This window comes from Vibrio tasmaniensis, assembly GCF_024347635.1.
GTDB lineage: Bacteria > Pseudomonadota > Gammaproteobacteria > Enterobacterales > Vibrionaceae > Vibrio > Vibrio tasmaniensis.
Window position 1 is genome coordinate 829,091 of the sequence record NZ_AP025510.1, and the last position, 26,315, is coordinate 855,405.

At 44.3% G+C, this 26,315-nt stretch carries 29 protein-coding genes and 2 pseudogenes; 12 read left to right on the forward strand and 19 right to left on the reverse strand.

Annotated elements, in window-relative coordinates; translation table 11 throughout:
• Positions 1 to 3: 3 nt before the first annotated feature.
• The 14 genes and pseudogenes from OCV44_RS03985 to OCV44_RS04045 all read right to left on the reverse strand — a co-directional run bounded on the left by OCV44_RS03985 (position 4) and on the right by OCV44_RS04045 (position 12,227).
• Positions 4 to 627 carry a DUF3261 domain-containing protein gene (locus OCV44_RS03985; protein ID WP_139685282.1) on the reverse strand — a complete coding sequence of 208 codons (624 nt, stop codon included), beginning with the start codon at positions 625 to 627 and terminating at the stop codon, positions 4 to 6.
• A complete protein-coding gene (locus OCV44_RS03990; protein WP_139685281.1) occupies positions 624 to 2,996 on the reverse strand; it encodes an MMPL family transporter in 2,373 nt (790 codons plus the stop codon). Before OCV44_RS03990 ends, OCV44_RS03985 begins: the two co-directional genes overlap by 4 nt.
• Complete coding sequence (locus OCV44_RS03995) at positions 2,968 to 3,666, reverse strand: LolA family protein (protein ID WP_139685280.1); 699 nt, start codon at positions 3,664 to 3,666, stop codon at positions 2,968 to 2,970. The genes OCV44_RS03990 and OCV44_RS03995 overlap by 29 nt, the downstream gene beginning before the upstream one ends.
• Positions 3,653 to 4,198 (reverse strand): acyl-CoA thioesterase, encoded by a 546-nt coding sequence (locus OCV44_RS04000; protein ID WP_139685279.1) that lies wholly within the window; start codon positions 4,196 to 4,198, stop codon positions 3,653 to 3,655. The genes OCV44_RS03995 and OCV44_RS04000 overlap by 14 nt, the downstream gene beginning before the upstream one ends.
• 74 nt (positions 4,199 to 4,272) lie before the next feature.
• Positions 4,273 to 5,820, reverse strand: a complete 1,548-nt coding sequence (locus OCV44_RS04005; protein WP_139685278.1) for an HAL/PAL/TAL family ammonia-lyase — start codon at positions 5,818 to 5,820, stop codon at positions 4,273 to 4,275.
• Positions 5,798 to 6,763, reverse strand: a pseudogene (locus OCV44_RS22265) (LpxL/LpxP family acyltransferase); the annotation flags it as partial. The gene OCV44_RS04005 and the pseudogene OCV44_RS22265, both read right to left, overlap by 23 nt.
• 71 nt (positions 6,764 to 6,834) lie before the next feature.
• Positions 6,835 to 7,621: pseudogene (locus OCV44_RS22270) on the reverse strand (glycosyltransferase family 2 protein); the annotation flags it as partial.
• Complete coding sequence (locus OCV44_RS04015) at positions 7,614 to 7,976, reverse strand: ApeI family dehydratase (RefSeq protein WP_139685276.1); 363 nt, start codon at positions 7,974 to 7,976, stop codon at positions 7,614 to 7,616. The gene OCV44_RS04015 and the pseudogene OCV44_RS22270, both read right to left, overlap by 8 nt.
• Positions 7,977 to 8,063: 87 nt before the next feature.
• Positions 8,064 to 9,452 (reverse strand): AMP-binding protein, encoded by a 1,389-nt coding sequence (locus OCV44_RS04020; RefSeq protein WP_139685275.1) that lies wholly within the window; start codon positions 9,450 to 9,452, stop codon positions 8,064 to 8,066.
• A gap of 6 nt (positions 9,453 to 9,458) precedes the next feature.
• On the reverse strand, positions 9,459 to 10,016 hold the full coding sequence (locus tag OCV44_RS04025; protein ID WP_086048923.1) for a COG4648 family protein: 558 nt from the start codon (positions 10,014 to 10,016) through the stop codon (positions 9,459 to 9,461).
• Complete coding sequence (locus tag OCV44_RS04030; protein ID WP_009848591.1) at positions 10,016 to 10,273, reverse strand: acyl carrier protein; 258 nt, start codon at positions 10,271 to 10,273, stop codon at positions 10,016 to 10,018. The genes OCV44_RS04025 and OCV44_RS04030 overlap by 1 nt, the downstream gene beginning before the upstream one ends.
• 10 nt (positions 10,274 to 10,283) lie before the next feature.
• The gene (locus OCV44_RS04035) at positions 10,284 to 10,544 is read right to left on the reverse strand and encodes a phosphopantetheine-binding protein (protein WP_009848590.1); all 261 of its coding nucleotides are present in this window, start codon (positions 10,542 to 10,544) and stop codon (positions 10,284 to 10,286) included.
• 106 nt (positions 10,545 to 10,650) lie between these two features.
• Positions 10,651 to 11,421 (reverse strand): lysophospholipid acyltransferase family protein, encoded by a 771-nt coding sequence (locus OCV44_RS04040; protein WP_139685274.1) that lies wholly within the window; start codon positions 11,419 to 11,421, stop codon positions 10,651 to 10,653.
• Positions 11,418 to 12,227 (reverse strand): beta-ketoacyl synthase chain length factor, encoded by an 810-nt coding sequence (locus tag OCV44_RS04045; protein ID WP_139685273.1) that lies wholly within the window; start codon positions 12,225 to 12,227, stop codon positions 11,418 to 11,420. Before OCV44_RS04045 ends, OCV44_RS04040 begins: the two co-directional genes overlap by 4 nt.
• A 71-nt stretch (positions 12,228 to 12,298) precedes the next feature.
• Here OCV44_RS04045 and OCV44_RS04050 point away from each other — a divergent pair, with 71 nt between their 5' ends.
• The 3 genes from OCV44_RS04050 to OCV44_RS04060 are packed head-to-tail and all read left to right on the forward strand — an operon-like array spanning position 12,299 to position 15,057.
• Positions 12,299 to 12,688 carry a hypothetical protein gene (locus OCV44_RS04050; RefSeq protein WP_086048926.1) on the forward strand — a complete coding sequence of 130 codons (390 nt, stop codon included), beginning with the start codon at positions 12,299 to 12,301 and terminating at the stop codon, positions 12,686 to 12,688.
• A gap of 29 nt (positions 12,689 to 12,717) precedes the next feature.
• On the forward strand, positions 12,718 to 13,791 hold the full coding sequence (locus tag OCV44_RS04055) for a methyltransferase (protein ID WP_009848586.1): 1,074 nt from the start codon (positions 12,718 to 12,720) through the stop codon (positions 13,789 to 13,791).
• 24 nt (positions 13,792 to 13,815) lie between these two features.
• On the forward strand, positions 13,816 to 15,057 hold the full coding sequence (locus OCV44_RS04060; RefSeq protein WP_139685272.1) for an NAD(P)/FAD-dependent oxidoreductase: 1,242 nt from the start codon (positions 13,816 to 13,818) through the stop codon (positions 15,055 to 15,057).
• A 179-nt stretch (positions 15,058 to 15,236) separates the two neighbouring features.
• On the opposite strand, the gene OCV44_RS04065 is transcribed toward OCV44_RS04060, so the two are convergent.
• Both OCV44_RS04065 and OCV44_RS04070 read right to left on the reverse strand, forming a co-directional pair.
• Positions 15,237 to 15,743, reverse strand: a complete 507-nt coding sequence (locus OCV44_RS04065; RefSeq protein WP_139685271.1) for a Fe3+-citrate ABC transporter substrate-binding protein — start codon at positions 15,741 to 15,743, stop codon at positions 15,237 to 15,239.
• Between the two features lie 139 nt (positions 15,744 to 15,882).
• Positions 15,883 to 17,016 (reverse strand): flagellar assembly protein FlgT, encoded by a 1,134-nt coding sequence (locus OCV44_RS04070; protein WP_139685270.1) that lies wholly within the window; start codon positions 17,014 to 17,016, stop codon positions 15,883 to 15,885.
• A 192-nt stretch (positions 17,017 to 17,208) separates the two neighbouring features.
• On the opposite strand from OCV44_RS04070, the gene OCV44_RS04075 reads away from it, so the two are divergent.
• Positions 17,209 to 17,844 carry a FlgO family outer membrane protein gene (locus tag OCV44_RS04075; protein WP_012603422.1) on the forward strand — a complete coding sequence of 212 codons (636 nt, stop codon included), beginning with the start codon at positions 17,209 to 17,211 and terminating at the stop codon, positions 17,842 to 17,844.
• 9 nt (positions 17,845 to 17,853) lie between these two features.
• Positions 17,854 to 18,285, forward strand: coding sequence for a flagellar assembly lipoprotein FlgP (gene flgP, locus OCV44_RS04080; protein WP_017099642.1), 432 nt, complete (start codon positions 17,854 to 17,856; stop codon positions 18,283 to 18,285).
• A 288-nt stretch (positions 18,286 to 18,573) separates the two neighbouring features.
• On the opposite strand, the gene OCV44_RS04085 is transcribed toward flgP, so the two are convergent.
• The 3 genes from OCV44_RS04085 to flgA form a co-directional block, all read right to left on the reverse strand.
• Positions 18,574 to 18,999 carry a flagella synthesis protein FlgN gene (locus OCV44_RS04085; RefSeq protein ID WP_139685269.1) on the reverse strand — a complete coding sequence of 142 codons (426 nt, stop codon included), beginning with the start codon at positions 18,997 to 18,999 and terminating at the stop codon, positions 18,574 to 18,576.
• Between the two features lie 66 nt (positions 19,000 to 19,065).
• Positions 19,066 to 19,383, reverse strand: a complete 318-nt coding sequence (flgM, locus tag OCV44_RS04090; RefSeq protein WP_139685295.1) for a flagellar biosynthesis anti-sigma factor FlgM — start codon at positions 19,381 to 19,383, stop codon at positions 19,066 to 19,068.
• A 177-nt stretch (positions 19,384 to 19,560) separates the two neighbouring features.
• Positions 19,561 to 20,307, reverse strand: coding sequence for a flagellar basal body P-ring formation chaperone FlgA (gene flgA, locus OCV44_RS04095; protein ID WP_139685268.1), 747 nt, complete (start codon positions 20,305 to 20,307; stop codon positions 19,561 to 19,563).
• A 76-nt stretch (positions 20,308 to 20,383) separates the two neighbouring features.
• Here flgA and OCV44_RS04100 point away from each other — a divergent pair, with 76 nt between their 5' ends.
• The 7 genes from OCV44_RS04100 (at position 20,384) to flgF (ending at position 26,315) form a co-directional block, all read left to right on the forward strand.
• Positions 20,384 to 21,310 (forward strand): chemotaxis protein CheV, encoded by a 927-nt coding sequence (locus OCV44_RS04100; protein ID WP_009848577.1) that lies wholly within the window; start codon positions 20,384 to 20,386, stop codon positions 21,308 to 21,310.
• An 11-nt stretch (positions 21,311 to 21,321) separates the two neighbouring features.
• Positions 21,322 to 22,149, forward strand: a complete 828-nt coding sequence (locus OCV44_RS04105) for a protein-glutamate O-methyltransferase (protein WP_009848576.1) — start codon at positions 21,322 to 21,324, stop codon at positions 22,147 to 22,149.
• A 255-nt stretch (positions 22,150 to 22,404) separates the two neighbouring features.
• Positions 22,405 to 22,800 carry a flagellar basal body rod protein FlgB gene (flgB, locus tag OCV44_RS04110; protein WP_139685267.1) on the forward strand — a complete coding sequence of 132 codons (396 nt, stop codon included), beginning with the start codon at positions 22,405 to 22,407 and terminating at the stop codon, positions 22,798 to 22,800.
• A 4-nt stretch (positions 22,801 to 22,804) separates the two neighbouring features.
• On the forward strand, positions 22,805 to 23,218 hold the full coding sequence (gene flgC / locus OCV44_RS04115) for a flagellar basal body rod protein FlgC (protein ID WP_009848574.1): 414 nt from the start codon (positions 22,805 to 22,807) through the stop codon (positions 23,216 to 23,218).
• 17 nt (positions 23,219 to 23,235) lie between these two features.
• Positions 23,236 to 23,946, forward strand: a complete 711-nt coding sequence (flgD, locus tag OCV44_RS04120) for a flagellar hook assembly protein FlgD (protein WP_009848573.1) — start codon at positions 23,236 to 23,238, stop codon at positions 23,944 to 23,946.
• Positions 23,947 to 23,991: 45 nt separating this feature from the next.
• Positions 23,992 to 25,296 carry a flagellar hook protein FlgE gene (gene flgE / locus OCV44_RS04125; protein ID WP_009848572.1) on the forward strand — a complete coding sequence of 435 codons (1,305 nt, stop codon included), beginning with the start codon at positions 23,992 to 23,994 and terminating at the stop codon, positions 25,294 to 25,296.
• A gap of 269 nt (positions 25,297 to 25,565) precedes the next feature.
• Positions 25,566 to 26,315 (forward strand): flagellar basal-body rod protein FlgF, encoded by a 750-nt coding sequence (gene flgF, locus OCV44_RS04130; RefSeq protein WP_009848571.1) that lies wholly within the window; start codon positions 25,566 to 25,568, stop codon positions 26,313 to 26,315.

Below are 26,315 nucleotides of genomic sequence, written 5' to 3' on the forward strand. Positions count from 1 at the left end.
TGTTTAGCTCTTACTTGGGTTATCGACAATCGTTGAGTTCAACGTTTGTATACTGATGGTGTAGCCTTGAATCAAATGCTTGAAAACAATGTTGCCTGCGGTTTTGTGTGTTCCGGGCTCTGCTTGGTAATCAATTTTAATGATTGGCTGTTGGTTTTCATCAAATACGGTGCGGCTGTTTTCGGTATCGACCAAATACCAACCGATGTCTTGTAAAGGTTGAGCCCATGCTTCAACTGGCCATAGAGTCAGCATCAAATTAAATAGTACTTGCTCGGGTAGCGGCAGGGTAGCGCCAAGACCAGATAGAACTTGAGTATCAATCACTTGGTTTTGGTACTGAAGCGATAGGATTCGAGTACCCCAAGAAGAAAAGCCAGCTAAAGCCACTTTATCCGCTGTCACTTCGACTTGAACCGGAAGTTGCTGCGTATCATCTTGCCATGTTGCGCTGATCAGCTGGCTCGCCGTAAATGAGTATCCCAGTTCAGCAGGCAGCGGCAAGGCTAGCTCGGTGTCTTTATCGATTGCGACACTTGCGCCTGTAGGCTGTTGAGGCACCATCGAACAAGCGCTGAGTAGTAAGCCCAATCCAACGGCGAGCGCTATCTTGATTGTTTTGTTCATCTAAAAGCCTCTCGAGAGTTTGATTTTTCCGCTGCTTGTTGGTGGTTGATTGCAAGTGGCGAAAGCAACCACGCGACGAAAATACCAGTTAGGACGGTAACACCGAAGCTATGAATGGCATGAGTCTGACTCAGTGACAATAAGCCAAATGAAAGCAGCGTTGTGAGGCCTGATAGGGTAATGGCTAACAAGGTGCTTAGTGATTTTTTCTGTTCAGCAAAGAACAGGGTATAGTCGATACCAATCCCTAAAATTAGAATCAGTCCAAGCAGGTTAAATAGATTCAGTGTCGAGCCTAAAACGCCGGTGACCGCTAAACCTGCGACTCCTGCGATCAATGATGGTAGTAGCATTAACAGGCTTTGTTTAACGCCATAGCGCCAACCTAAAACCATCCCGATAGCGGCCAATGCTATCAACAATAGCTCGGTGATCTTGACTCTGTACTCCGCAAATAGAGCGGAAATTTCATCGGCTTTGTTGAGGTATTTAACACCTTGTTGCTGAGCAAAGCTTGAATCGAGCCATTGAGAGAACAGCGCTGAGTTTGTGACGTCTTTGATCAAAATGACCGACGCTGCTTGCCCATCGATCGGCTTCAACCAAAGTGGTCGAACTGGTTCTGACACTGGTGATTCCAAAAAACCAGATACAGTGATGGCCTCGAACTTAGGTAACTCAGGAAAGCTAGGCCAACCAAGCGTGCTCTGTAAGATATGGCTTTGTTGGCTATAGAGCTGTTCAACCAATTGATAGTTATCATGTTGGTCTTGTTTACTTAATAAGTGCTGATTAATGCTGCGATATCCGGAGATACCTTGGCTGCCGATTAAAGAATCTAAGCTTGTGGTGATTGCTGTTAGCTTTTTTAGTAACTTTTGGTCGTTCTGAGCCGTGACTAGTAGCATGTTTTGACCACTGCCTAACCCAGATATCTCAGTAATGGCTTGCTCTTGCTGTTTGAGTTGCTCTGGCATCGCTTGAAGTTGGCGAATATCGTCATCGTAGCGAATTTGACTGAGTGACATCAAACTAACCACAGTCACTATTAATGGTAAGCCAATTCTAAATTTTTGGTTGCTCCAGAGACTTAACCAAGTATGCCAAAGCTTCGACAAAGGAAGCGGGCGTTCTTGGCTTGGTTTCGCCGCGAGAACGGGATACCAACACACCACGCTGGCGTAAGCCGCAATAAGCCCAATCGACGAAAACAAAGCAAGTTGCTGTAAACCGGGGAAAGGTGCCACTAACAGACCTAGGTAGCCAATCAAGCTGGTGATAAGACCTAAGGTGATCGCAACGAGAATATGTTTTAACCCTTTGTCGCTTTGCCATTGATTACCAGCAGCCAAACGATCGGTCAGGTAATGGAAAGAGTAGTCGATAGATACGCCAATCAAGCTGGCACCGAACACTAAACTAAACAGATGAACCTTGCCGAAGATAGCGACGGTGCTTGCCAGTGCAACCAATAATCCTGTAGTGATTGAAAGCAAGGATAAGGCAAGTGGTAGGGCACTACGAAACGTCAGCCACACCAATAAAATCACACCGGCTAATGAGCCCAAACCAATGGTACTGATTTCTGATTTCGCGCTTTCGGTACCGTAATTGGCGTAGAACACCACACCGGTATGCTGCACTTTGACACCAAACTGCTTTTCGATCTCGCGCTCAATTGAATCAAGAGCGGGAAGTTGCTCTTGAATCGCTAAACTATAAGGCGAACCCGCCAGAGTCGCCGTCACCAAAACATGAGTTTGGTCATTCGATTGAGCGGTGAGGTAGCCCTCTTTCAGAACAAAGTTACTTGATTGAACGCCAACAGCACTGATGTAGTCGCGAAACAGTAGGAATGGGTCGAGAGATAGCTCTGCTGCAGTCACGCCTGAGAAAGGATTGTACAGAGACTGGATGACATATTGAGCTCGCGAATCTGGCGAGTGAGTCAGCGTCTCTTTTTGCTGTTGGGTCAGCAGTTGAGCTCGGTGACGAAAATAGAAATCGCTCCACTGGCTTTGCGTGCTGGCGTTGATTTTGCCTTGCACTTGCTTAAAAAGAGGGGCTTGACTTGAGAAAGCTCTTTGGTTGAGTTTTTTTTCAAAAGAGTCAGTCGCGGCAACGGCTTGTTCAATGTCGGTAGCGCTTATGATAAACACCACTTGCTCGCTCATCGAGCTAGATATCTGCTGAAAGGCTTGCTCTACCATTGGGTCTTGCTGGTTTTCAGGCAGCAATTTCATGATGTTGCTTTCAATAGGTACTGATGAAGAAAAAGCGAATTGTTTGATTAACAATCCGCTAAATAACACTACGACAACTAGCCAGACAAGGGCAAGCTTAGAGTTGAAATTGTTGTGCTTCGGCATCTGATAAAACTTCTGATTGGTGGCTTAATTGGCTAAATTCGATCACTGTGCTGTCCCCACGAACTTCTCTAAGTTCGATACGTTCAATGTCACCTTGTCCTTGAAGCGTGATGGCTTCAAACACCGCGTTCATCGGTGCACTTTTGGGCTTTAGGATTAGTGTCCATCGTGTGTCTTGTGAACTTGAGTTTGCACTTTCATCAGAATTTTTCGCAGTCGCTGGTTCAAATGACAGTGAGAATTGCTCTTGAAGTTTTTGCGTGTCGCCGTGAAACACTGACAAGAAGATATGGCTGAAATAAAACGCCATCGGGTTTTCTTTGTCGGTGATGATCTTAGCGGGTTGATCGGCAAACCTTTGGCTCAGTTTGTTATCCGTGAGCACCAAGCTCACAGGAAAGGGGGTCGCTTGTGTCCAAAGCAAACCATTCGACTTGTCTAACAGGAAAGTACCTTGTGATGTTAGAGGTTGGGCGAACATTTCCATGTTACGTGTTTGAGTAAACTCCCCACGCACTATGTTGTTTGCACTTAATACTGTTTGCAGTTCTGAAATAGAGCCAATCCTAGCTGTACTTTCATTAGCAATAACAAAGCCACTCGCCATCACAGAGGCAAGCCCTAGTAGTGCGATGCTGATTTGCTTACGTCCGTGCTTAAACAGACTCATGTTTCACCTGCTGCTGTGTGTTAGACACTTGAGATTGTTCGGATTGTTGGTCGCTTGATTGCTGCTCAGTTGATTGTTGCTCAGTTGATCGAGGTAAGCAGCCAAATTGGTGCCAGAGCTCGACTTTATCGGTAAACACTTTTGGCGAAGCGAAGCACATCTCTTGTTCTTCAATGGTCACCGCAACCTGCATGGTGTGAGCGCGTGTCATGCGAGCGCCTGTGTTGGCATCGTGAATTTCGTAGTCAACACGCAGGCGATTTTCCCACTCGGTTAACTTAGCCGATACTTTGATCTGATGATTAAACGGTATTGCTTTGATGTACTTTACACGTGTGTCTATGATTGGCCACATGTAGCCTGAATCCTTCATCTCATGATAGTTGTACTCAATCTTATCCATCATGATGCGCCTTACTTCTTCAAAAAATCGGAAGTAATTACCGTGATAGATCACGCCCATCGGATCGGCATCTTGGAATGAGGTGATAAGTGTCACCTCAGATTGTAATGGATGAAGGATTTCAGACATAAATCGCTCCCAACAATATTGCGTTAAGGGTTAGCCAACTTTATGACGTTGGCTACTCTATGAGGTTAGCTACTCTATGAGTAAAGTGACCAGTGCTGACTTTGAATACGATCAATGAAGTGGCGTAGATCGCCTTCAAGTGGTCGATCTTCTACGATAAATTCAAACTCTTTGAGTACTTCGTCTCGAATATGCTTTAGGTTTTCACTCATGTGGTGCTCATCAAGCTCATTGTGGCGTTTACGAAGCTCAAGCGCTTGTGTGCCCGCCAGAAGTGATGCAGCCGCGACTTGTTCAGTCAGTTCAAGCACACGTAAGCAGTCACGAGCCGCAATGGTTCCCATGCTGACTTTATCTTGGTTGTGACACTCGGTTGAACGAGAGAACACGCTTGCTGGCATGGTGTGTTTCAATGCTTCTGCTGTCCATGCTGAAACGCCGATCTGTACCGCTTTGAAGCCGTGGTTAATCGGTTTACGTTCGCCTTCTGCACCGGTTAGGTTAAATGGCAAGCCGTTATTGAATTTGTAATCCATCAGCTGCGCCATTTGACGATCAAGCAGATCCGCAAGGTTAGCTACCGCTGTTTTTAGCGTATCCATCGCCATTGCAATATGGCCACCGTAAAAGTGTCCACCGTGCAGTACGCGCTCATTGTCGCCATCGATAATTGGGTTGTCGTTAGCGCTGTTGAGCTCGTTTTCGATCATTTGGCGTAGCCAAGGTAGAGAGTCTTGAACCACACCGATAACGTGCGGAGCACAACGCAATGAGTAACGATCTTGCAGACGGTCACTGTTGCGAGGTGGACGATCCGCTTGTAAGTCATCACGTAACCATGCTGCAATTTGTTGTTGGCCTGGGTGAGGCTTCACTGCGAACAGTGCTTCGTCGAAGTGGAAGTCGTTGCCCTGCATCCCTACAGACACCATTGCTGTAATTTTTGTTGATAGCTGAGCTAGGTATTCCGCACGTTTGTAGGCGATACAAGCTAATGCTGTCATTACCGAAGTGCCATTCATCAAGGCCAAGCCTTCTTTTGGTTTAAGCTTGATAGGGTTAATGCCTAGTTCTTTATAAACATCACTGGTTGGGCGAACTTCACCTTTGTAGATAACATCACGCTCACCGATCAGTGCTGCAGCCAAGTAAGAGAGAGGCGTTAGATCGCCACTAGCACCGACAGAGCCCTCTTGAGGAATACGCGGTGAGATATCTTGGTTGATGAGAGTGACGATCTGATTGAGAAGATCGTGAGTCACACCAGACACACCTTGTGACAATGAACAAAGACGCGTCGCTAATACAGCACGAGCTTGCTCATGAGATAGGATTTCACCTAAACCACAGCCGTGAAAGCGCGTTAGATGCAGAGGGAGTTCGTCAACTAGGTTCGGCGGAATTGCAACGGTACATGAATCACCGTAGCCAGTGGTTACGCCATAGATCACGCCTTCTTCTTTTAATAGACGTTCTAAAAAAGCGACACCGCGGTCGATCTTAGATGTGAACTCATTACTTGAATTCATCGAGGCTTTTGCGCCTTGTGAAATAGCGACTACATCCTCAATCGTGAGGCGTTCGGCACCAAAAGTGATGCTATTTGGATTCTTTTTCGTCATGGTGCTGGTTGCTCAATGTCCAAAAGTTAAAAAAGTTGTACCACTGAAGCGGTACTTTCAGTGTGTAGTGCTGAAGTCGGTCTGCGTATTTCTGCACGACTTGCTGTAATGATTGTTCGCGAGTTTTTCTTGGTAGCTCTATTTTGTCGCTAAAATGCTCAAAATAGACATTAAAATGCGGCTTAGTTTGTGAGTCATCTCGTAGGCCAAACAGTAAGAATACTGGCGCTTTGAGAACAGAGGCTAACATAAATGGCCCTTGAGGGAAGGGGGCTTTTTTACCTAAGAACTCTGCCCATACTGAGCGACTCTCTTTGCTGGTGGAGGTTCTATCGCCAACGATCACAATCCATTCACCCTGTTCAAGTTTCTGTTGCAACAAGATGGCGGTATCAGGCCCCATTGATGTCACCTGAATCAGGTTTAAATCAGACTGTGGGTTTACCGCTTTCATTACCGAATTAAAGCGTTCGGCGTGTTCCGTGAAGACCAGAGCATTGATTTTGATGTGCGAGTGTCGACGCCCTAAAGCTCGGCATAACTCGATATTACCAAGGTGAGAACCTAGGATTAGCACGCCTTGCTGGTTTTCCACCATGCTTTCAAATTGCTCTTGACCATGAACGGTCAGATTATCGACTGAAAAATCACCTTTCCATGCGGCTAATTTGTCTAGCATGGTGTGACCAAACGAAAGCAGGTGATTGTAACTGGTGAGTTCAGTCGGTAGCTCAATATCCTGTTGCTCTGCGTAAGCCTTAAGCTGGAATAGGTATTGTTCAGAGGCGTTTCGCGCGCGCTTGCCTGTCAAATGGTAGTAACGCATCACTCCACGCAAAATGAGGTTGAATACACCTCGGCCTAATAGTGAGTACACCGCTAACAACAGTTTTATGCCAAGTACTGTGCCGCGTTCTGGAGTGCGTGACCAGTGCTTCTGTTCAGTTTTAGTTGATGCTTGTTGTGTCTGTTTGCTTTCTGAAAACGGTGTCGAACCCACTAGGTGATCGTCAGGATCTGTTTTGAAGTGACGGGCAATCAGCTTTGGGGCTCTTGGCAGCATGCCGAAAAACAGTCGGGTATGCATCCAACTGATTTTTACGTTATCCCATAGCGCATCGAAATGAGAGACACCATTTTCAGGGTAGATGACTCGCGTTTCAATGAAGTCAATGTCGCATCCTTCCCAATACAGACGAACCAGAATCTCGATATCGAAGTCCATTCGTGAACCGACATCGTATTTATTCAGTACTGTTTGTGTCTTATCGATCGGATACGCTCTAAAGCCACACATACTGTCTTTAATCGATAGAGACAGGGTTTCTATCCATACCCAGATATGTGTCGCGTAGCGCCCGTAGAGCCTTGCCTTAGGCACGCTGTCGTCATAGACCGGCTGACCTGAGATCAGGCGCTGGGGCTTAGTTTGTGACGCTTGGATTAATGCGGGTAGGGCGTCTAGGTCATGTTGACCATCAGCATCAATCTGAATGGCATGACTAAAGCCGAGCTCTTGCGCTCGCTTGATGCCAGCCTTTACGGCACCGCCTTTGCCTTGGTTCTGCTCAAGCGTCACCAAGGTTACGTTTGAATTCTCTACTAAGGGAGCCAGAAACTGTTTCGTGGTGAGTTCACTGCCATCGTCAACGATAATAATCGGTAGTTCGAATTTGAGGAGTGATGAGACGACCTCGGGCATGGTTGCGCCGTGGTTAAAGCACGGAATCAGGAAGCAAGCTTTGTAGTCGCTTTCTTTTGTTACGTGTTGAGAAGCAGCCTCGTTCGGAGCGCTATTCACTTTTCTCTCCCAGCTTCATTTTTCCTGAAGAGTGGGTCTGCTCACCGTTATTCGAGGTGTAACTGAAGCTCAATTTATCTTTGTCGGCTTCCCACTTAAGTGATAACTGAATGGTAGAACCTGGCAGGATAGGCTCTTGGAATTTGATGACCTCCATGCCTTTAAAGTAACCAGGAACGTTCAGCTCTTCGACAGCATAGTGAAGTGCCCAATCAATTTGTGTCACGCCCGGAAGAATAGGGAAGCTCTTGAAGTGCCCCTGAAAGTCGATGATATCGCCAGTAACATGGAGTGTCAAAGTCGATTCTTTCTCTACCGTGTTAACAGCAATGACGTTTGGTTTTCTCTTATCCATAGCGTGTGCTTAGAATCCTTGGGCTGAAATGGGTGTTCTGACAAAAATATAAAAGATAATCTCAGTATAAAACGCGACCAGTGATTTTTATGATTTTACGAGCTGCTCTATGTGAGAGGTTAACCTCTTACCTTGGCTGTTGAGAGGAATCTCATCAACAACTCGATACTTTCTTGGGATAGCGATTGGCTCTAACCACTTTCTCAACTCTGAACGTAGCATCAACCAGAATTTGCCTTTACTCATGGTGGCGAGGCTAGCTTGGCCGTCATCAGATAATACCAAAACCGACGCTAAAATTAAGCGCTCAGGTTCTTCAAAGGGAATGACTACACACTCGCTTATCCAAGGCAGTTGCTCCAGTCGCTTTTCAACTTCAACCAGTGATACTCGTTTTTCTTCAATCTTGATCACTCGGTCGGTTCGGCCTTTTAATATGAATTGACTACCCGAGACCATTTCGCACTCATCGGCGGTTTGATACCAGTTGTTTCTGTCGATGTACGGCGACAATAACTTAATGCAATTCTCACTATTGAGACTAGCCTCAATACAGTCGAAAAGCTGCCAAGGCGTTTGAACGCTTTCTTGCTGACGAAATGCGATACCGCCGGTTTCAGTACTACCAAAAACCTCGATTGGCAAATGCCCTAACAAGTTGAGGGCTTGGTGAGCAGATTCTGTTGGTAAAGGGCCACCAGAAGAGAACACTCCCGCTAGATGCGTAGACTTTGTCTCGTGTTTTAATCGTTTGAGTAGCGCAGGGCTGCTGATCAGCACGCTCTGTTTGTTAGCGTGAGACAGGATCTGTTCCGGGTATTCGAGATTGTGTCGAGAAAATGGAACGCCAGAACAAAGCGGCCATAAGATTCGAAACAACAGACCATAGATATGTTGGTGTGAGACCGTGCTGTGGACTTGGTTGCCCTTAAGCAAGGTACCCCAGTTTTTATCTAGCTGAGCGATTTCAATATCTAGATGTTCTAAGGTCTTATGGATTGCTTTGGGTGTACCGCTTGAGCCTGAAGTAAACAAGGTCAATGGGGTAGCGGCTAAATCAATGGTCGTTTGGTCGTTTGCTAGAAGAGTAGATGCTTCTATGTTTGAGTCCAACAATGCCTGGACGTTGCAAACCTCGTTTACTTCTACTTTGCCAATCGCATCATCGACTAACAGGCAATCAAAATGCTCACTCAGCTCGGCAAGCGCACACGGTTGATAGTTGCCCGGTAAAATGATGTGCTTGTTGCTGACTGCGCACGCTAAAAAGGCCACCGAAAATAGGTAGCTGTCTTGGGTGCAAATCGCAACTCGTTGAAAAGGGGATGAAGATAAAAGATGTACGAGTTTAGATAAATTGAGGTTGAATGTTTGCCATGTCATCTCGCTATTGTCGCCGAAGCAGACAATAGATTCAGGAGCTCGGTTTTGACTGAGGAGTTCAGACAACGAGATATAAGATACGGTTTGGGTCATAACAATTTAACTCTGACGAATGCGCTGTCTTACTACCCACTCTCCTGCAAAAAGTAACCCTGCAAACAAGTAGCTGAGTAAGCCATTGTATAGGGTCCATATTTCAAGAGGTTGGAAGCAGGTATAAAGTGCGATAGAGCCATTGATAACAAAGAAAAAACACCAAACCTTGGTGACTTTTCGTGTGTAATCAACGCCACTTTGCGGAAGTTCTGGCTCTTGGAGTCGAGCAAGCCGCTCGATAATCGTTTGCGGTTGCCATAGGCTTGAAGCGAACACAACCAGCATACAAACGTTAACGATGACGGGATAATAAGTTAGCCAGCCGTGCTGTTTGAAGGTTAACCCTAATGCCAACAGAACAATCCCGGCACTTCCGCTGATCCAAGCTAGGTGTTTTAGCTCTTTGATTTTAGCCTGACCACCGGTGAAAATGCGGACAGCAAAAATAGCGGCTAAGACGATACCAACGGTTTGTAGGCCAAACTTGTTGAGTCCAAAGTAAACCGCTATTGGATAAGTGAAGAGTATGATTGCCGACAATAAAGTCAGCAGAGGACGCATTATGCGTCCTTCAATAGTTCAACCACAGACTCCACAACGTCATTAACGGTGCGTACTGCTTTGAACTCTTCAGGTTTGATCTTCTTACCCGTTACGTTCTGTAAGTGAACGACCAAATCAACGGCATCAATGCTGTCTAGGTCGAGATCGAGATAAAGGTGTGCTTCTGGAGTGATATCTTCAGCATCAAGCTCAAACAGCTCGATAAGCGCATCTTTAACCTGGTTGAATACTTCTTGTTGGTTCGCTTGTGTCATAAAGATCTGTCTAGTTGTTCGTTTTAGATGAGATGTAGTTAGCTAGGTTTTCAACCGATGCAAAATGCTGGCGAGTGTTTGAATCGTCGGCATCGATAACAATGTTGTACTTTTTCTTGATAGCAAGGCCAAGCTCAAGGGCATCAATAGAATCTAACCCAAGTCCATCACCAAAAAGTGGTGCTTCCGTTTCAATTTCATCAATGCTCATGTCTTCAAGGTTCAGTGCGTCGATGATCAGTTGTTTTAGTTCGTTGTGTAATGTTTCCACTTAGGCCTACTTAGTACTTTATCTAAATGCTACTTCAAGGGGGGCGATTCTACATTATGTGATGTATTTTCGAAACGCTGATATCACCAGTTGTTTTATTGATGAGCTAAATATTTTCTTCGGAAGGAAAAATAGTCTGTGCAAGGTGTTGATTGAGGCGTCTTGCTGCCGAAGTTAAGTTGTTCGAATTCTCAATAAATGGTGCGACGTCTATTTTACCTTTCACTGCGATATGAAAAAAGGGTTTAGTGGCAGGAACTTGATACCATTTTTTCTCTTTTGTTAAGAATGTCGGAGAAACTGTAATATGAATCACGCGTAAGTCGGTTTGTGTTCGTGTGGCAATTTGTGCCGCACCACGTTGTAAGGATGGTTCAATTCCTGGCGTTGTGCGAGTTCCTTCAGGGAAAACTAACAATACATTGCCACGCGAAAAGCGTTCTTCGCAGCGTTCTAAAAGATCGTCAGGGGTTTGGTTGGGGATGTATCCCGCTGCTTTGACAATCCTCTTCATAAACGGGTTTTCCCATATTGCCGCTTTAACAAGACAATCACATTGAGGAAGTTGAGAGGCGATCAGTACATAGTCAATCAAGCTAGGGTGATTAGCAACGATGATGCAGTTGCGATCTTCGCGGAGCAGTTCGGCGCCATCAATTCGGTAATCAATCGCGCCTGTGAACTTCATTATTTGACAGAATGCATTGAATGAGAAACGGATTAATCGTTGTGCTTTGAGCTCTCTTTCTATGATGTTGCGAGTCGTTAGTGCGATCGAAGGTAAGATTAAGAAGCTTAAGACTAAGCCTCCCAAACCAAAGATGGTAAAGCAGAGCCCCGTCGCGAATACTCGCCAACATTGGCCTACTTTGCTCATTTCTGTGCACCTGCTAGGGCGTTATTGACCCAGGACCAGTTTTGGTGTTTACCAGCAATAGTCCAATGCTGTGTTCTCAATAGGATATGTCGTAGCGTTTGTAGGCCTTGTGGTAAATCAGTTGTTGGACTGTCGCTAGCTACGGGGCTGCAAGTTATTGGCCTACTAATTATCGATCTGCTAACTGTCGGCCTGTTAGTTACTGCTCTCGAAACCGAGTAGTCACTGCCTGCTGTGAGTACTAAACCTAGAGCGTAGTCAGCATAGTGCTGATTTTCGTATTCTCGATATACATCAGGCAAAGGTTGGTCGAAGTCAATGACGAGTACACGATGTGACGGATACTGATGTAGGTAAAGATAAGCTTCAATCAGGGCGTTGTGAAAGGTATCTTTCCCAGCAGCGATAGAGGTCAGTGGAATCGGTGCTTTTGCAGCAATCGTTGTTAGACCAGCAGCGGTGTTGTGTACTGATTGGGAAAACGCCATTGGAGAGGCGTCGTCACCTTCTAATATTGATTGAATTAAAGTGGCTGTTCGGTGGAGCTCACCATGTCGACTGGCAAAAACCAGATAATCAATCGAGGTATCTTTTAATAGGGTTAATGCGGTTTGGACGGCCAGTTTGCTTTGCAGGCTCATTCGGCGGCGCATCATAGGAGGGATGGCTTTAAATTCGGTTGAGCCATTTTGTGGCCAATCTAAATGAGTGCTCCACGTTTGCCATTCGGCAACGGAATAGAGGCCTGGCGAATTTGCTGACCATTTTTCAATATTAAACGACATTAATTGGGATTGATTTGACATAGAGTATTGATTTACTTTGGGTCTAACTAATACTATGCATGTTTATAAATAAACACGGGTAAGGAGTTTAAATGAAATTACTAAAAATAGCCGTTTCAATGTTATTTATACTCGTTCTTGCAGGCTGTGGACGTGTCCAACCTGTAATGAATGTTGAGGATACTCCAGTTGCTTTGAATCTTCAAAGTAAACAGGTGAAATCAGCGATTTATGAGTCTGCTGAGAACCGAGGTTGGTTGGTTTCAGAAATTAAGCCAGGCCTAATCCGTGCTGAACTGTATGTCCGTTCACATCATGCTGTGGTTGATATTCCATATAATGATAAGTTTTACTCTATTCTTTACGTCGAATCAGAGAATTTGAAGTACGACGATGGTGAAATACACCGTAATTACAACCGTTGGGTTAATAACTTGAACGTTGATATTAAACGCAAGCTTGCACAAATGGCTGCTGAGTAGCTCTCTATTATTTTAAAGTTAGGTTTTTCGTGTCGGAATATAAATTAGATCCATTTAACGCATTAGAAGCAAAAACAGAAGCGCAAAAGTTGTCTTTCGCTCCTATTGTTTTTCATACAGCTCGTACTCTTCGTGATTTAGGTATATTGAAAGCGTTAGATGACGCGGGCAATGATGGTTTACCCGCTGAAACTATTTCTCAAGCAACGGGCGTATCCGAATACGGTGTAAAAGTTCTGCTTGATATGGCGTTGAGTGCTCATATCGTTACTTGGGATAAGCCCCATTATAAAATGGCTAACCTAGGCTTCTATCTATTGCACGATGGCATGACCAACGCAAATATGGATTTCACTGCTGATGTCTGTTACGCAGCGATGATGCATTTAACCGAAGCAATAGAAGAAGGCACACCTGCCGGCCTGAAAGAGCTGGGTGATTGGGAAACGATTTACCAAGGTTTGTCTCAATTACCAGAAAAAGCAAAAGAGAGCTGGTTTAAGTTTGATCATTTCTATTCCGATCGTTCGTTCCCTGTTTTGCTTGAGAAAGTTTTCAGTAAGAAGCCTAAATCGCTGGTGGATATTGGCGGTAACACGGGGAAGTGGGCAATGCAATGTTGTAACTACGACTCTGATGTCGAGGTGACGATTGTCGATTTGCCGCAGCAATTAGAAATGGCAATGGCAAACGCAACACAGCACGGTCATCAAGACCGAGTGACGCCATTCCCCGCTAACATGCTTGATAAACAACAAGCACTGCCGACAGGTACAGACGTGTGGTGGATGAGTCAGTTCCTTGATTGTTTCTCGCCAATGGAAATTCTTAGCATATTAAAGCGTGTTCGCTCTCATATGTCAGAAGACGCGACTGTTTATATCCTTGAACTGTTTTGGGATGCACAGAAATACGATGCGGCTTCTTATAGCTTAAATGCGACGTCTCTCTACTTTACTTGCTTGGCCAACGGCAACAGCCGCTTTTACCGCAGTGAAGATTTCCTAGAGATAGTGGAAGAGGCTGGCTTTGATGTGGTGACTCGTACCGACGATATCGGTCTTGGGCATACGCTTCTGGAGCTTAAAGCTAGCGCGAAATAATCATGGTAAACATGGCTTAAATTAATGAAAAAACTGTCAACTCAAGTAGTGATCATCGGAGCTGGCCCATCAGGGTCTATTGCTGCGTCTTTGCTTCATAAAAAAGGCATCGATGTTCGAGTGATTGAAAAAAGCCTTTTCCCCCGTTTTTCTATTGGTGAAAGCCTGTTACCAGCGTGCATGGAAGTGATCGAACAAGCGGGCATGAGCGAAGCTGTGGCTCATGCTAACTTCCAATTTAAAGATGGCGCGGCTTTTCGTAAAAATGGTGTTTATACGGCGTTTAATTTTGAAGATAAGTTCTCTTCTGGGCCGGGAACGACGTTTCAGGTTCAACGAGGTACTTTCGATAAGGTGATGGCAGACTGTGCTGAAGCGCAGGGTGTTACCATTGATTACCAACATGAACTGGTAGGTATTAACTTCGCTGAAGACCGTACGATATTAGATGTTCAAGTGCAGGGTGGAGAGCGTTATCAGTTAGAGGCTCAGTACGTCCTGGATGGTAGTGGTTTTGGTCGAGTGTTACCAAAGATGCTCGATTTAGAAGAACCATCACAACTTCCTCCGCGCAAAGCCATTTTTACGCATATTAACGATCATATATCAGTAACGGATACTGACCTTGAATACGATCGCAGTAAAATTTTGGTCTCGGTGCATCCAACCAACCCTGATGTATGGTATTGGTTGATTCCCTTCAGTAACGGAGTCTCTTCATTTGGTGTGGTAGGGGAGCCTAAATTCTTTGAATCATACCCAGAAGACAAGATTGCGGCGATTAAGCAGCTGGCAACAGAAGAGTCGGGTTTAGCTGAAATATTGGCAAATGCGGAGTATCCAAATCCTGCAGGCGAAATTGGCGGCTATTCTGTCAACGTTAAACACCTTGCAACCGATAAGTATGCATTACTGGGTAATGCGGGGGAATTTCTTGATCCTGTATTCTCATCGGGAGTGACTATTGCGATGAAGTCGGCTCAGTTTGTGGTTGAGTGTGTGGAAAAGCAGCTCAATGGCGAGAAAGTCGACTGGGATCGTGAATACGCGGAACCATTGATGATTGGGGTAAATACCTTTAGAACGTATGTTGAAGGGTGGTACTCGGGGGCTCTTCAGGATGTGATTTTCTATCAAGAGCCAAACCCGAAGATAAAGCAAATGGTGTGTTCGATTTTGGCGGGCTACGCATGGGATCAAAGCAACCCCTATGTAAACGAGTCAAAACGTCGATTGAAGACGCTGGCAGAGATATGCCGAAGCTAGGTGGTCTATTTAGTATGTAGTAGCATGCTAAATGGTCACTATAGTTAGCCATAAATAAAAACAGCCGCAATGCGCGGCTGTTTTTGTATCAGATAAATCTGAGAAGCTGATTTTCAGAGCGAATACCAACTCCGGTAAGTAAGAGAGCAAAAATTCTAACGAAGTTATCGAGGTTGATACTACTTCAGGTCGATGCTGTTCAATCGTCCCATAAAGATAAGCAGCTCAATGACATCTTTGTGGGCTTCAAGGAGTGCTCGTTTGGTTTGGCTGTAGGCCGAGAGTCGACCGTGTTTCCGTATAGAACATACTTTTGTTCTGTATTTGTAATCACCATTTTCAGAGAAAACACGCCATTTCGCTATGTAGCACTCGTCGCGATGTTCAGGGTCACTCTGCGTTGGATTAGGCTTAAATACAATTTTAGGCTCTAAACTATGAGGCAGACGTGTCATGAGATAGGGCTCTTTGAGGACCTTTGGCCAAAACTTGCCCCAAAGCTGCCTACCCAGCTCATCTCTTAATTTGATGGTTTTCTTGAGTGCTTTCTCTTCCCCCATACGAACGAAACCGACTGAACGATGCAGTACCGTATCGTCAGGAGTATGAATGTGGATCTTAAAAGCGGTCTTACCTTTCGAGATAAAGCGGTAACCGGTAGCACCAATTAGATTATTCTGGCTCATAGTTTGCTAAATGATGATTATGTTATTAATAAGGTTACGACAAATACCGCGAAACCGAAACTAATCCTCGTGAAAAAAATAAAGCCTTAGCATTTTTGCTAAGGCTTTATTAGAAAATATGATCTGATAGCGCTGCTAACTACATGATTTTCTGCATCACATCACCAATTTGAATACTTCCAGCCAGACTTGGCTGATCGATCGTAAGTTCTGCTTCGTTTTCATAAACGCGAGAAACGGTCAGTGTGATATCGCTTTGAGAGACCTTATTGCGTGGTAAGCCTCTTTGGTCGATAAATGAACCCGTGTGCCAGAGTTGAAGTTTGTCACCTTGCTGAACGCCGTGTATTCGGCCTAAATCAATGGTAACTGTATTGCCAAACACCGCGGCGACCTCTGGAAGGGTGATTTTACAAGATACTTCCGATTCTAAATCCAACATAATATTGCGGCTGACGCGAAGCATCATACTGCCATAGGTTGATGCCCAGAAACGAGCACTGCGGGTATCGATTTCACTGGTCTTGGCAAATGGCCATTTTGCCACTTCACGATAGCTACGGTTGTAGACCTGATGTCCTGTTTTACCATCGAAGACTTGCATTTCTAACGCAAATTGGCGGTTTATAATATCATCTTTCAAAAGCTTAGATTCGATGGTCGCGGTTAAGTCGGTGATATCACCGCCGATGATGTATTGTGCGCCCGTATCTTGCGCGATCATCTTGATCACTTCAGGTCGGCGCTTGTCGATGTCGTAATTTGTTGTACCAACAGAGACAAAACTGCGAGATTCTTGCGCCAGTTGTCGGTTAACGACATGGCCAAAATCATCACCAATGTTATAGATTCGGCCCATCACAGCTTGTTGTGGAGAGCTCACATCAATATTACCGACCAAAAACGTCTTTTTATATTGGCTCTCATGGCAAGCACTTGCCGAAGGGTAGATGTCTATCCTTGCAGTGACCATTATATTGCCACTGCGTTTCTTCTCATTTTCTACCAGGATGTAGCGCACTTCATGATTGGTAAATTGAAATTCTTTCTTTTTTGCATCTAGGTAAGGGGTGAGGTTTGCAATGCTGCCGATGTCAGCGCCAGAGAACTGTATAGCTTTGTAGACTGCATCTTCTAGGGCATGAACCCTTGCCGCATCCTCTGACGATACGATGGTTGCAGTACCGGTAACTTCATACCAAGAGGCATGAGTACTGAAGCTGATGGTTGTCAGTAAACTTATTGAAAATAAGTAATAAATTATTTTTTTCATCTATTCGTTACCAGTTGGGTATAAATATTGCTTAACAAATATCTATAAGCTTAAAGCTGACTCAAGTGCGTTTTTCATAATCTGAACCATTAATGAATAGCAAAGATTGTTCCAACATTGTAATCCATTGAAAAGATTAATGGCGAGAACATATTGGAACAGCAAGCACTAAAACTATCTGGAGATAAGAGAATGAAAAAATGGCTCGTAGTAATGAGTGTCATGTTAATGACATCATGCGCTTATTCGCCAATCTATAACGGTAAATCTGAGTATTCAGGCAGTCCGTTTATGTTGATGGACAGCCCGCGTCATACCATGGATTTTTTCGTGGAAAGCATGACCGAAGATTTGATCTTGTCGAATACGAGTATTTCAGCCAGAACACCCATTGCCATTACCTCGTTTGTCGATCTGCAACACATGGACACAACCAGTTGGTTAGGAAACTCGGTATCAGAAGGTTTCATTCATCAGTTTCAGCGTCGAGGTTTTAAAGTGGTTGATTTTAAAACCACAGGCTCTATCCAAGTGACCCACCAGGGGGATTTTGCTATTAGCCGCGATTGGAAAGACTTAGCCCAAGAGCAAGACGTCCAGTATGTTTTGACTGGAACTATGCTTCGTCAAGAAGGCGGTGTTCTAGTAAATGCTCGTGTGGTCGGAATGCAAACTCGCATCGTTGTTGCTTCCGCACAAGGCTTTTTACCTGCAGACCGTATTGGTCGTGACTTAGATACTCTGAACAGTATTCGAACTCAAGATGGGGTTATTATTCGTTCTGATCCAACGATCAGTCAGCCTCATACTGTTATTCTTCGCCCTTAGGAGTTCGTGATGAAGAAGTTAATATTTGTTGTTGCCGCTTTATTGCTTGTCGGCTGTCAACCATTACAAAGCATGAGACCTAATGACTTTTTGGTTGCGGTTGGCTACGCGAGTGTCAGCGAGCAGAAAGGTCGTAATGACGAAGAGAAACGTATTCGAGCAATGAGAGCCTCTAAAATTGATGCGTATCGTGAACTTGCCGAACAAGTATATGGTATGCGCGTGAGTGGTCGAGCTGAGCTTGAAGATCAGCGTCTTGGTACTGAGAGAACTTCAGGCGCGGTTGATGGTGTTATCCGTGGTGCAGAAGTGGTGCGCAGTTATCCTGTTGGCGATAGCTATGTGACTGAACTGCGGTTAGATATCCGAAAAATGGAACAACTGCGTAATTATGGCGAAGTTCAGCCTGTTCCTGAGAAGAGACAGCAAACGTTGTTCTAATTTAAATCTTATCTAGTTATAGGCTTATTCAGTTAAATTGGCAGCCAATCGCTTTCCAGATGGTGTATCGGCAATCAATAACAGCTATGAATAAGAAAGCGGCAAGTATGAAAATATTTGCCGCTTTTTGTTTATCGGCTTTGGGAGTGCATTCACAGGTTTAGTGGGAGCTTTGACTGGTGTTACGAGAAGGGTAGGCTGAGATACAGATACAGATACAGATACAGATACAGATACAGATACAGATACAGATACAGATACAGATATGGAGGGGTAAGGTTTGCCTAGCTAGGCTTTAACGTTGGTTCCTAGCGTCGAAATGGTATGCGTTTGACCACCGGCATTGTAGGTCATGCCAATTTTTCCGTGGCTTTGCTGCATCATATTGCTGAGTTTTTTGAAGCTAAGATGTGCTCGATTCAAGGCTTCGCCATTTACCAGGTTCGCTTGATGGCAATCGTGCACTATGGACTTGATGGTTGTGACTAACTGAGCAAGTTCAGGATTCTCGGTCAGTTCAGATATATTAGTATGGGCAGCGATTCGTTGATCGGTTGATCTTAGTTGTTCAACAAGAACCACTTTCTCTTTGGCAATTCGCTCAATATCGCTTGATTGTCGGCTTGTAATAGCGATTTTCTCTGAACTTAATAATTCAGATAAGGCTTTGGCATTTTGAAGTTGGAAATGAACTAAATCTGCTAGTGCCGCCATAATGTAAACCTACTAATAACCTCGTGTACTTTAAGACAATAACTTTATTTAAAAGTTAATGTTTGCTTAAAGACCTTTTAATTCGTTTTCAAATTTCATCATGTTGTCGGCCAACTTTTCTGGGTCAACAGTGTATGAACCATTTGCGATCGCTTCTTTTATTGCTGCGACTTTCACGGAATCGAAACTTGGTTGCGCTGCCATCTCTTGATGGAGTTGACCAATCGCCTTGCCTTGTTGGCTTAGTGAAACCGCATCTTTGCTTGCTGGTGATTTAGATGATACATCCGAACTTGATGTATCAGACCTAGAATCAGAGCGCACTGCTGATCGGTTAGTGCTCGCTAGGGTTTGCCCTGAACGAATATTATCAATACCTGCCATAGTTAAGCCTTTTTCTTCAAAATGGGAACCTGTACAGTCAATATCGACCATGGGTTCGAATACTTTAGCAATTTTTAGCTCATTAGTCGAAAAGGAAGCAAACGCCTCGACCGTTATATTCGGTGTTAGAGTTGAGAATAAAAGCGCTAACGATACCGACACTTTAGAAGTGAAGTGTTAAAAGTAAACCGTGACTTCAGACATGCTGGTAACAATTCCTTCGATTATACGCTGTGATTTATCATTTTTCACCCTAACTTGATCACCCATTGAGCCATCGGTAAGTGCAGTACCTTTGGTGGTAATGGTCATGCCACCTTTTACTGCTTGTATGATAACCTTCTCATTTCGGCATACGACACAAATATCGCCTCTTTCGACAACATCACCTGGCCTCAGGTTCTTTTTTACCTTAGCACCGACGACTTGTTGTGGAGCGGTAAAACCTTGGCGACGAAATTTGTTGAGAGAAATCATCGCGGTCGTGACATCGTATTGACCGATGATTTCGCCTCTTGCCAGTGAACGAGTCGTTGTGACAAGTGGTACTGACATTGAAAGGCGCACTGGCACGTACACACGCCATTCATCAGGCACACAACGAACCAAAACGGTAATGCTGCTACGGGTGTTGGTTGTTGTTGAGGCGCTTGTCTCGAGGGGGATAGGGCAATTTGTGGCTTTGATTCTAGAGTCAATATTAGCTGAATTAACAAAAAGTTCACCGCCTCGCGGTTGCTCGACCGAATCAAGAATGTGTTGCTCAGCGGCTGATTGGATCATGTCAATTTGTTCCGGTGTTGCCGCGTGTATAAAAAAACTAAACAATATTGTTAGAATGCCGATAAACTTAGCGACAGTTTTAAAAATAGTTCTACACATAGCTATGGAAAAAAGATATATGTTTGCTTTATGATATGTCATTTTATTTCTCTAGTGGTTCGTAGCCTGCAGTAGACTAACACTTTCTATCCAAAAAGTTTGATATGGAGATGAGCTCATGACGGGTATTCTTGATTCAGTGAATCAGCGTACGCAACTCGTCGGTCAAAACCGATTAGAATTACTAACCTTTCGCCTAATGGGGCGTCAGCGTTACGGTATTAATGTATTTAAAGTGAAAGAGGTTTTACAATGCCCTCGTCTGACTTTAATGCCAAATTTACATCATCTCGTAAAAGGTGTGGCTCATATTCGTGGTCAGACAGTTTCTGTCATTGATTTGAGCTTAGCGGTAGGCGGGCGTCCAACATCAGATATCGATAAGTGCTTTGTCGTGATTGCTGAATTTAACCGTACTATCCAAGCATTCCTTGTAAGCTCTGTAGATAGAATTGTTAATATGCACTGGGAAGCTATTCTTCCACCACCAGATGGTTCAGGTAAAGATAACTACCTAACAGCGGTTACTAATATTGACAATGAGCTTGTGGAAATATTAGACGTTGAAAAAATCTTGGCTGAGATTTCTCCAGTTGATGAAACAATGGATAGCAGAATCGCAGAAGAAATTGCAGAAGTTGAACAAGAGAAAGAATTGGTTCGCCGAATCTTGATTGCTGATGACTCCACTGTTGCTCGTAAGCAGGTTCAACGTGCTATCGAATCAATTGGTTTTGAGGTCATTGCTGTTAAAGATGGTAAAGAAGCCTATGAAACTCTAATGAAAATGGCATCGGAAGGCAGTATTTACGATCAAATTTCATTGGTGATTTCAGATATCGAAATGCCAGAAATGGATGGATACACGCTGACTGCTGAGATTCGTCGTCACGCAGAACTAAAAGATTTATATGTAATTTTGCACTCATCATTGAGTGGTGTATTTAACCAAGCCATGGTTGAACGTGTAGGAGCTAACTCCTTCATCGCGAAATTCAATCCTGACGAGCTTGGTGGCGCGGTTAAAGCTGCGTTAACTAACTAAAAGAGACATTAATGACTGCTATAACAATAAGTGATCAAGAGTATCGCGATTTCAGCCGTTTCTTAGAATCTCAATGTGGCATTGTATTAGGTGACAGCAAGCAGTATTTAGTGCGCAGTCGTTTAAGCCCATTAGTAACGAAGTTTAATGTAGCTTCATTATCTGATTTGCTAAGAGATGTAGTGACAGGTCGAAACCGTGAGTTGAGAGTGGCGGCAGTGGATGCTATGACGACTAACGAGACACTTTGGTTCCGAGACACTTATCCGTTTGCTGTACTAGCGGATAAACTTCTACCGGAAATAGCGGCAAATAAACGTCCTATCAAGATTTGGTCTGCGGCAAGTTCTTCAGGCCAAGAACCATACTCAATGGCTATGACGATACTTGAGACCCAAGCACGTAAGCCGGGTATGTTGCCAAATGTATCGATTACCGCTACTGACATTTCAGCAAGTATGTTGGATATGTGCCGCACCGGCGCTTATGACAACCTTGCTTTGGGACGAGGACTTTCTCCTGAGCGCCGTCGCACTTTCTTTGAAGATGCTGGCGATGGTCGTATGAAAGTGAAAGACAACGTTAAGCGAATGGTAAACTTCCGTCCTCAGAACTTGATGGAGAGCTATGCACTGTTAGGCAAATTCGACATTATCTTTTGCCGTAACGTGTTGATCTATTTCTCACCGGATATGAAGTCAAAAGTACTTAACCAGATGGCAAATAGCCTGAATCCTGGTGGTTACCTATTGTTGGGTGCGTCTGAATCGTTAACCGGCTTAACGGATCGTTTTGAAATGGTTCGCTGTAATCCAGGTATCATCTACAAATTAAAGTAATTAGTGCCGCTACTTTAAGATGTAACATTACTGTCTTTATTCAAAACCCAGCCAAGTGCTGGGTTTTCTTTTTCCTGTTTAAACGATATCTTTATGTCAGAGTGACATTCCAATTTACTCTATTTGTTGGCTTGTATATTGCAAGTTTACCCACGAGTGACCTGTAAAAGTAATGGTCGGCCACTTTGTTTTTAAAGTTGGTATATATATTGCTTAGGTTATCTCATAACAGTCAGTTCTTGAGTTGAGGTTTACATGGCTATTTCTTTTGATAATGCTTTAGGCATTCACCAGCACACAGTTGGTGTACGTGAGCGTAACGCTGAGGTGCTTTCCACCAATATCGCGCAAGCTAACACGCCTGGGTATAAAGCAAAGGGATTAGACTTCAATAAATCACTGCAAGCGGCAAGTTCTGGGGCAAGCATTGGTCTTAGCCGAACAGACGGTCGGCATATTTCTGCCTCAACAACGTTGAACGGGGAAACGAAGTATCGAATTCCTACGCAACCCGATACCGGAGATGGCAATACGGTTGATTTGGATTTGGAAAGAAACCTTTTCATGCAAAACCAAATTAGGCATCAAGCCTCTCTCGACTTCTTAGGAAGTAAATTCAAGAATTTAACTAAAGCGATAAAAGGGGAATAACTAGATGAGCTTATTTAATGTATTCAATGTGACTGGTTCTGCGATGAGTGCTGAATCTGTTCGTCTAAATACTACCTCAAGTAACCTTGCTAACGCAGACAGTGTAAGTAGCTCTGCTAAAGACACTTACAAGGCTCGTCACGCAGTGTTTGGCGCTGAGTTAAATCAGGCACGTAATAGTGGTCACACTGTGCCAGTAAAAGTATTAGGTATCGTAGAAAGCGATAAGCCGTTGAATGCGGAGTACAACCCCGATCACCCGTTAGCGAACAACGAAGGCTATATCTATAAGCCTAACGTGAACGTTATGGAAGAAATGGCAAACATGATTTCAGCATCACGTGCGTATCAAACAAACGTGCAGGTTGCTGACTCGAGTAAACAAATGCTGCTGCGTACGCTGCAGATGGGTCAATAAGGATAAGGAGGTAACAAATGGCTGGAATCAACAATGTTGGTCAAAGCGGCTTGTCCTATGTTGACCAGCTGAAGAGTCTTCAAGATGGTGCTAAGAAGCCCGATGAAACAACAGGTAAGCAAGATCTTAAACAAGATGACTTCTTATCTTTGTTGACTAAGCAACTTGCACAACAAGACCCTTTTAAGCCGGTTAGCAATGACCAGATGATTGCGCAAATGGCTTCATTTGCGACCGTAGATGGCATTGGAAAAATGAATACACAGTTTGAAAGCTTGAATTCATCAATGACTTCTAACCAAGCACTGCAGGCCTCTTCTTTGGTTGGCCGTGATGTATTGGTTCCTGGTGCGGCAGGTGTGAAACAGGGTGATGGCGGTATGGCGTCAATGGTTAAGCTTCCTCAGGCAATGGACAATGTAATGGTCCGTGTTGAGAACGAAGTTGGTCAATTGGTTCGCACTTTTGATATCGGCTCAAAACCATCTGGTGACACACGTGTTGAGTGGGACGGAAAAGACGAAGACGGTAATCCATTGCCGGCCGGTAAATACAACGTGAAAGCGTCGGGTTTATTGGAAGGTGAGAACACAGAGTTCCAAGTGTCGAGTTATGCGAACGTGAACAGTGTGCTTCTTGGTAAAGGCGATGGCAACGTACTACTCAATCTGGCTGGTTTTACATCGCCAGTACGACTTGCTGAAGTACTAGAAGTTGGTAAAGCGTAGCTCTTTTTAGAGTGATTATGCTAGCTAGATTAGGAGAATATTGGAATGTCATATGTATCTTTAAGCGGCCTATCCGCTGCACAGTTAGACCTGAATACAACCAGTAACAACATTGCGAACGCAAACACATTTGGCTTTAAAGAGTCTCGTGCCGAGTTCGGGGATGTTTACTCAAGCTCGTTGTTCACTAACGCAAAAACAACGCCAGGAGGCGGTGCGCAAGCTAGCCAAGTGGCGCAACAGTTCCACGAAGGTTCAAGTATCTATACGAATAACCCAATGGACTTGCGTGTAAGTGGTACAGGTTTCTTTGCAGTATCGAAAGACCGTATGGTGCCAGAGATCAATGAACTAACACGTAATGGTGCATTTCACCTAAACAAAGACAACTACATGGTCACGGCTAATGATGAGTTTCTTTTAGGCTATGATGTCGATCCAAACTCGGGTGAAGTTCTTTCTTACGCACCAAAACCTCTCGACATTCCTGCTGAGTTTGGTAAGCCTAAACAGACAGAAAACATTGAAGTAGGGGTTAACCTTCCTGCGAACGGTGATCTTAAAGATCCGGCTACATTTGATTTCAAAGACCCAGATACCTATAACCGTGCAACGTCTTCGACGGTCTACGATTCTATGGGACAGTCTTACAAGTTAACGACTTACTACCTAAAAGATCAGACTCAACCGAATACTTGGCAAACGTACTACACCATGTCAGATGAAACGGGTGAAAAGCCGGTAAACATTACTGGTGGCGACGCGACGAATTCAGCTGGTCATGTTGGTCACACCATGAAATTCAACAATGACGGTACCTTAGCAAGCCTTAACAGCGGTCAGCCAATTTTGTCTGATCCTATCGGCGCTGGTGAGAACGCAATTGATTTGAACGGTGCTGATCCAACACAGGTACTTAACTTTGGTCTGGATTCTTCAACTCAGTTTGCCGCTCCGTTCGAACTGTCTAGGTTTGATGAAGATGGCGCGACAACTGGTTTCTTAACGAAAATCGATTTCGATGAGTACGGCAGTGTTCTAGGCAGTTACTCAAACGGTGAAAATGTGATACTAGGCCGCGTAGGTTTAGTTCGTGTACCGAATGAGCATGGTCTAGATAAGAAAGGCGGCACTCAATGGGATTCTACTAACGCTTCAGGTGATAAAATCTGGGGTGAATCCAATAAAGGTTCATTTGGTAGTATTAACAATGGCTCACTAGAGCAGTCGAATATCGATATGACTCAAGAATTGGTTGATTTGATTTCTGCTCAACGTAACTTCCAAGCGAACTCTCGTTCTCTAGAAGTACACAACCAACTGCAACAGAATATTCTTCAGATTCGTTAATCGTTTCGAGCGTCTGAATCATCTGCGAATACTCAATTCAATGTTATTGAGTTGGGTATTGTTGATGAATGACGTATGGCTATTTGCTTTTCTATTTGCCGCCTCTATTGCCGCACGGTAATGCCACAGGCAATAATTCTTCCAGAATGATCCTTTGATGATCACCCTTCTTGTTTGTTTTACATTTAAATTGTTGATAAATAACACTTAAAAATATTGGCATAATGCTTGCTTAATTAGCCCCAGAAGATGATTTTTGGAGCAAAATTATGGATCGCGCACTGTTTCTTGCCATGAGTGGCGCTAAACAAAACATGCAGGCGTTGCAGCTACGTTCAAACAACCTTGCCAACGTAAGTACTACGGGTTTCCGTGCTGATTTAGCACAAGCACGTTCAATGCAAGCGTATGGTGAAGGCATGCCTACTCGTGTCTTCAGTATGACAGAGCGCCCAGGCCATAATTTCGCACAAGGTAGCGTGGTAACCACTGGCCGAGATCTCGACGTTACGATTCAAGGTGATGGCTGGATTTCAGTTATGGACAACACGGGTCGTGAAGGTTTAACCCGTAACGGTAACCTAAGGGTTGACCAAAACGGTTTACTTACCAACGCAAGTGGCCATTTAGTGCTCGGTGAAAACGACGCACCAATCACGCTCCCAATCCCAATCAGTAAAGTAGAAATTGGTACCGATGGTACGATCTCCGTTATTCCTCAAGGCGCTCCTGCTGAAGAATTGGCGGTGGTTGACCGTATTAAACTTGTACGTCCAGACAACCAAAGTTTGTTTAAAGATACGAATGGTCTATTCCGTTCTAAAAACCCAGATCAGGCATACGAAGCGGATGCAGCGGTAACGTTGCTGAAAGGTGCTATCGAAGGCAGTAACGTAAATGCCGTAGGCGAAATGACCAGCTTAATTGACTTACAACGTCAATTTGAAATGCAGGTCAAGATGATGAGCACCGCAGAGGAAATGGACAAGTCGTCTGATTCACTGCTTCGTATGAGCTAA

Excerpts from the sequence above, each read along its gene's own strand:
- OCV44_RS03985 (WP_139685282.1), bottom strand. The coding sequence starts at position 627 with ATGAACAAAACAATCAAGATAGCGCTCGCCGTTGGATTGGGCTTACTA.
- OCV44_RS03990 (WP_139685281.1), bottom strand. The coding sequence starts at position 2,996 with ATGCCGAAGCACAACAATTTCAACTCTAAGCTTGCCCTTGTCTGGCTA.
- OCV44_RS03995 (WP_139685280.1), bottom strand. The coding sequence starts at position 3,666 with ATGAGTCTGTTTAAGCACGGACGTAAGCAAATCAGCATCGCACTACTA.
- OCV44_RS04000 (WP_139685279.1), bottom strand. The coding sequence starts at position 4,198 with ATGTCTGAAATCCTTCATCCATTACAATCTGAGGTGACACTTATCACC.
- OCV44_RS04005 (WP_139685278.1), bottom strand. The coding sequence starts at position 5,820 with ATGACGAAAAAGAATCCAAATAGCATCACTTTTGGTGCCGAACGCCTC.
- OCV44_RS04015 (WP_139685276.1), bottom strand. The coding sequence starts at position 7,976 with ATGGATAAGAGAAAACCAAACGTCATTGCTGTTAACACGGTAGAGAAA.
- OCV44_RS04020 (WP_139685275.1), bottom strand. The coding sequence starts at position 9,452 with ATGACCCAAACCGTATCTTATATCTCGTTGTCTGAACTCCTCAGTCAA.
- OCV44_RS04025 (WP_086048923.1), bottom strand. The coding sequence starts at position 10,016 with ATGCGTCCTCTGCTGACTTTATTGTCGGCAATCATACTCTTCACTTAT.
- OCV44_RS04030 (WP_009848591.1), bottom strand. The coding sequence starts at position 10,273 with ATGACACAAGCGAACCAACAAGAAGTATTCAACCAGGTTAAAGATGCG.
- OCV44_RS04040 (WP_139685274.1), bottom strand. The coding sequence starts at position 11,421 with ATGAGCAAAGTAGGCCAATGTTGGCGAGTATTCGCGACGGGGCTCTGC.
- OCV44_RS04045 (WP_139685273.1), bottom strand. The coding sequence starts at position 12,227 with ATGTCAAATCAATCCCAATTAATGTCGTTTAATATTGAAAAATGGTCA.
- OCV44_RS04050 (WP_086048926.1), top strand. The coding sequence starts at position 12,299 with ATGAAATTACTAAAAATAGCCGTTTCAATGTTATTTATACTCGTTCTT.
- OCV44_RS04060 (WP_139685272.1), top strand. The coding sequence starts at position 13,816 with ATGAAAAAACTGTCAACTCAAGTAGTGATCATCGGAGCTGGCCCATCA.
- OCV44_RS04065 (WP_139685271.1), bottom strand. The coding sequence starts at position 15,743 with ATGAGCCAGAATAATCTAATTGGTGCTACCGGTTACCGCTTTATCTCG.
- OCV44_RS04070 (WP_139685270.1), bottom strand. The coding sequence starts at position 17,016 with ATGAAAAAAATAATTTATTACTTATTTTCAATAAGTTTACTGACAACC.
- OCV44_RS04075 (WP_012603422.1), top strand. The coding sequence starts at position 17,209 with ATGAAAAAATGGCTCGTAGTAATGAGTGTCATGTTAATGACATCATGC.
- flgP (WP_017099642.1), top strand. The coding sequence starts at position 17,854 with ATGAAGAAGTTAATATTTGTTGTTGCCGCTTTATTGCTTGTCGGCTGT.
- OCV44_RS04085 (WP_139685269.1), bottom strand. The coding sequence starts at position 18,999 with ATGGCGGCACTAGCAGATTTAGTTCATTTCCAACTTCAAAATGCCAAA.
- flgM (WP_139685295.1), bottom strand. The coding sequence starts at position 19,383 with ATGGCAGGTATTGATAATATTCGTTCAGGGCAAACCCTAGCGAGCACT.
- flgA (WP_139685268.1), bottom strand. The coding sequence starts at position 20,307 with ATGACATATCATAAAGCAAACATATATCTTTTTTCCATAGCTATGTGT.
- OCV44_RS04100 (WP_009848577.1), top strand. The coding sequence starts at position 20,384 with ATGACGGGTATTCTTGATTCAGTGAATCAGCGTACGCAACTCGTCGGT.
- OCV44_RS04105 (WP_009848576.1), top strand. The coding sequence starts at position 21,322 with ATGACTGCTATAACAATAAGTGATCAAGAGTATCGCGATTTCAGCCGT.
- flgB (WP_139685267.1), top strand. The coding sequence starts at position 22,405 with ATGGCTATTTCTTTTGATAATGCTTTAGGCATTCACCAGCACACAGTT.
- flgC (WP_009848574.1), top strand. The coding sequence starts at position 22,805 with ATGAGCTTATTTAATGTATTCAATGTGACTGGTTCTGCGATGAGTGCT.
- flgD (WP_009848573.1), top strand. The coding sequence starts at position 23,236 with ATGGCTGGAATCAACAATGTTGGTCAAAGCGGCTTGTCCTATGTTGAC.
- flgE (WP_009848572.1), top strand. The coding sequence starts at position 23,992 with ATGTCATATGTATCTTTAAGCGGCCTATCCGCTGCACAGTTAGACCTG.
- flgF (WP_009848571.1), top strand. The coding sequence starts at position 25,566 with ATGGATCGCGCACTGTTTCTTGCCATGAGTGGCGCTAAACAAAACATG.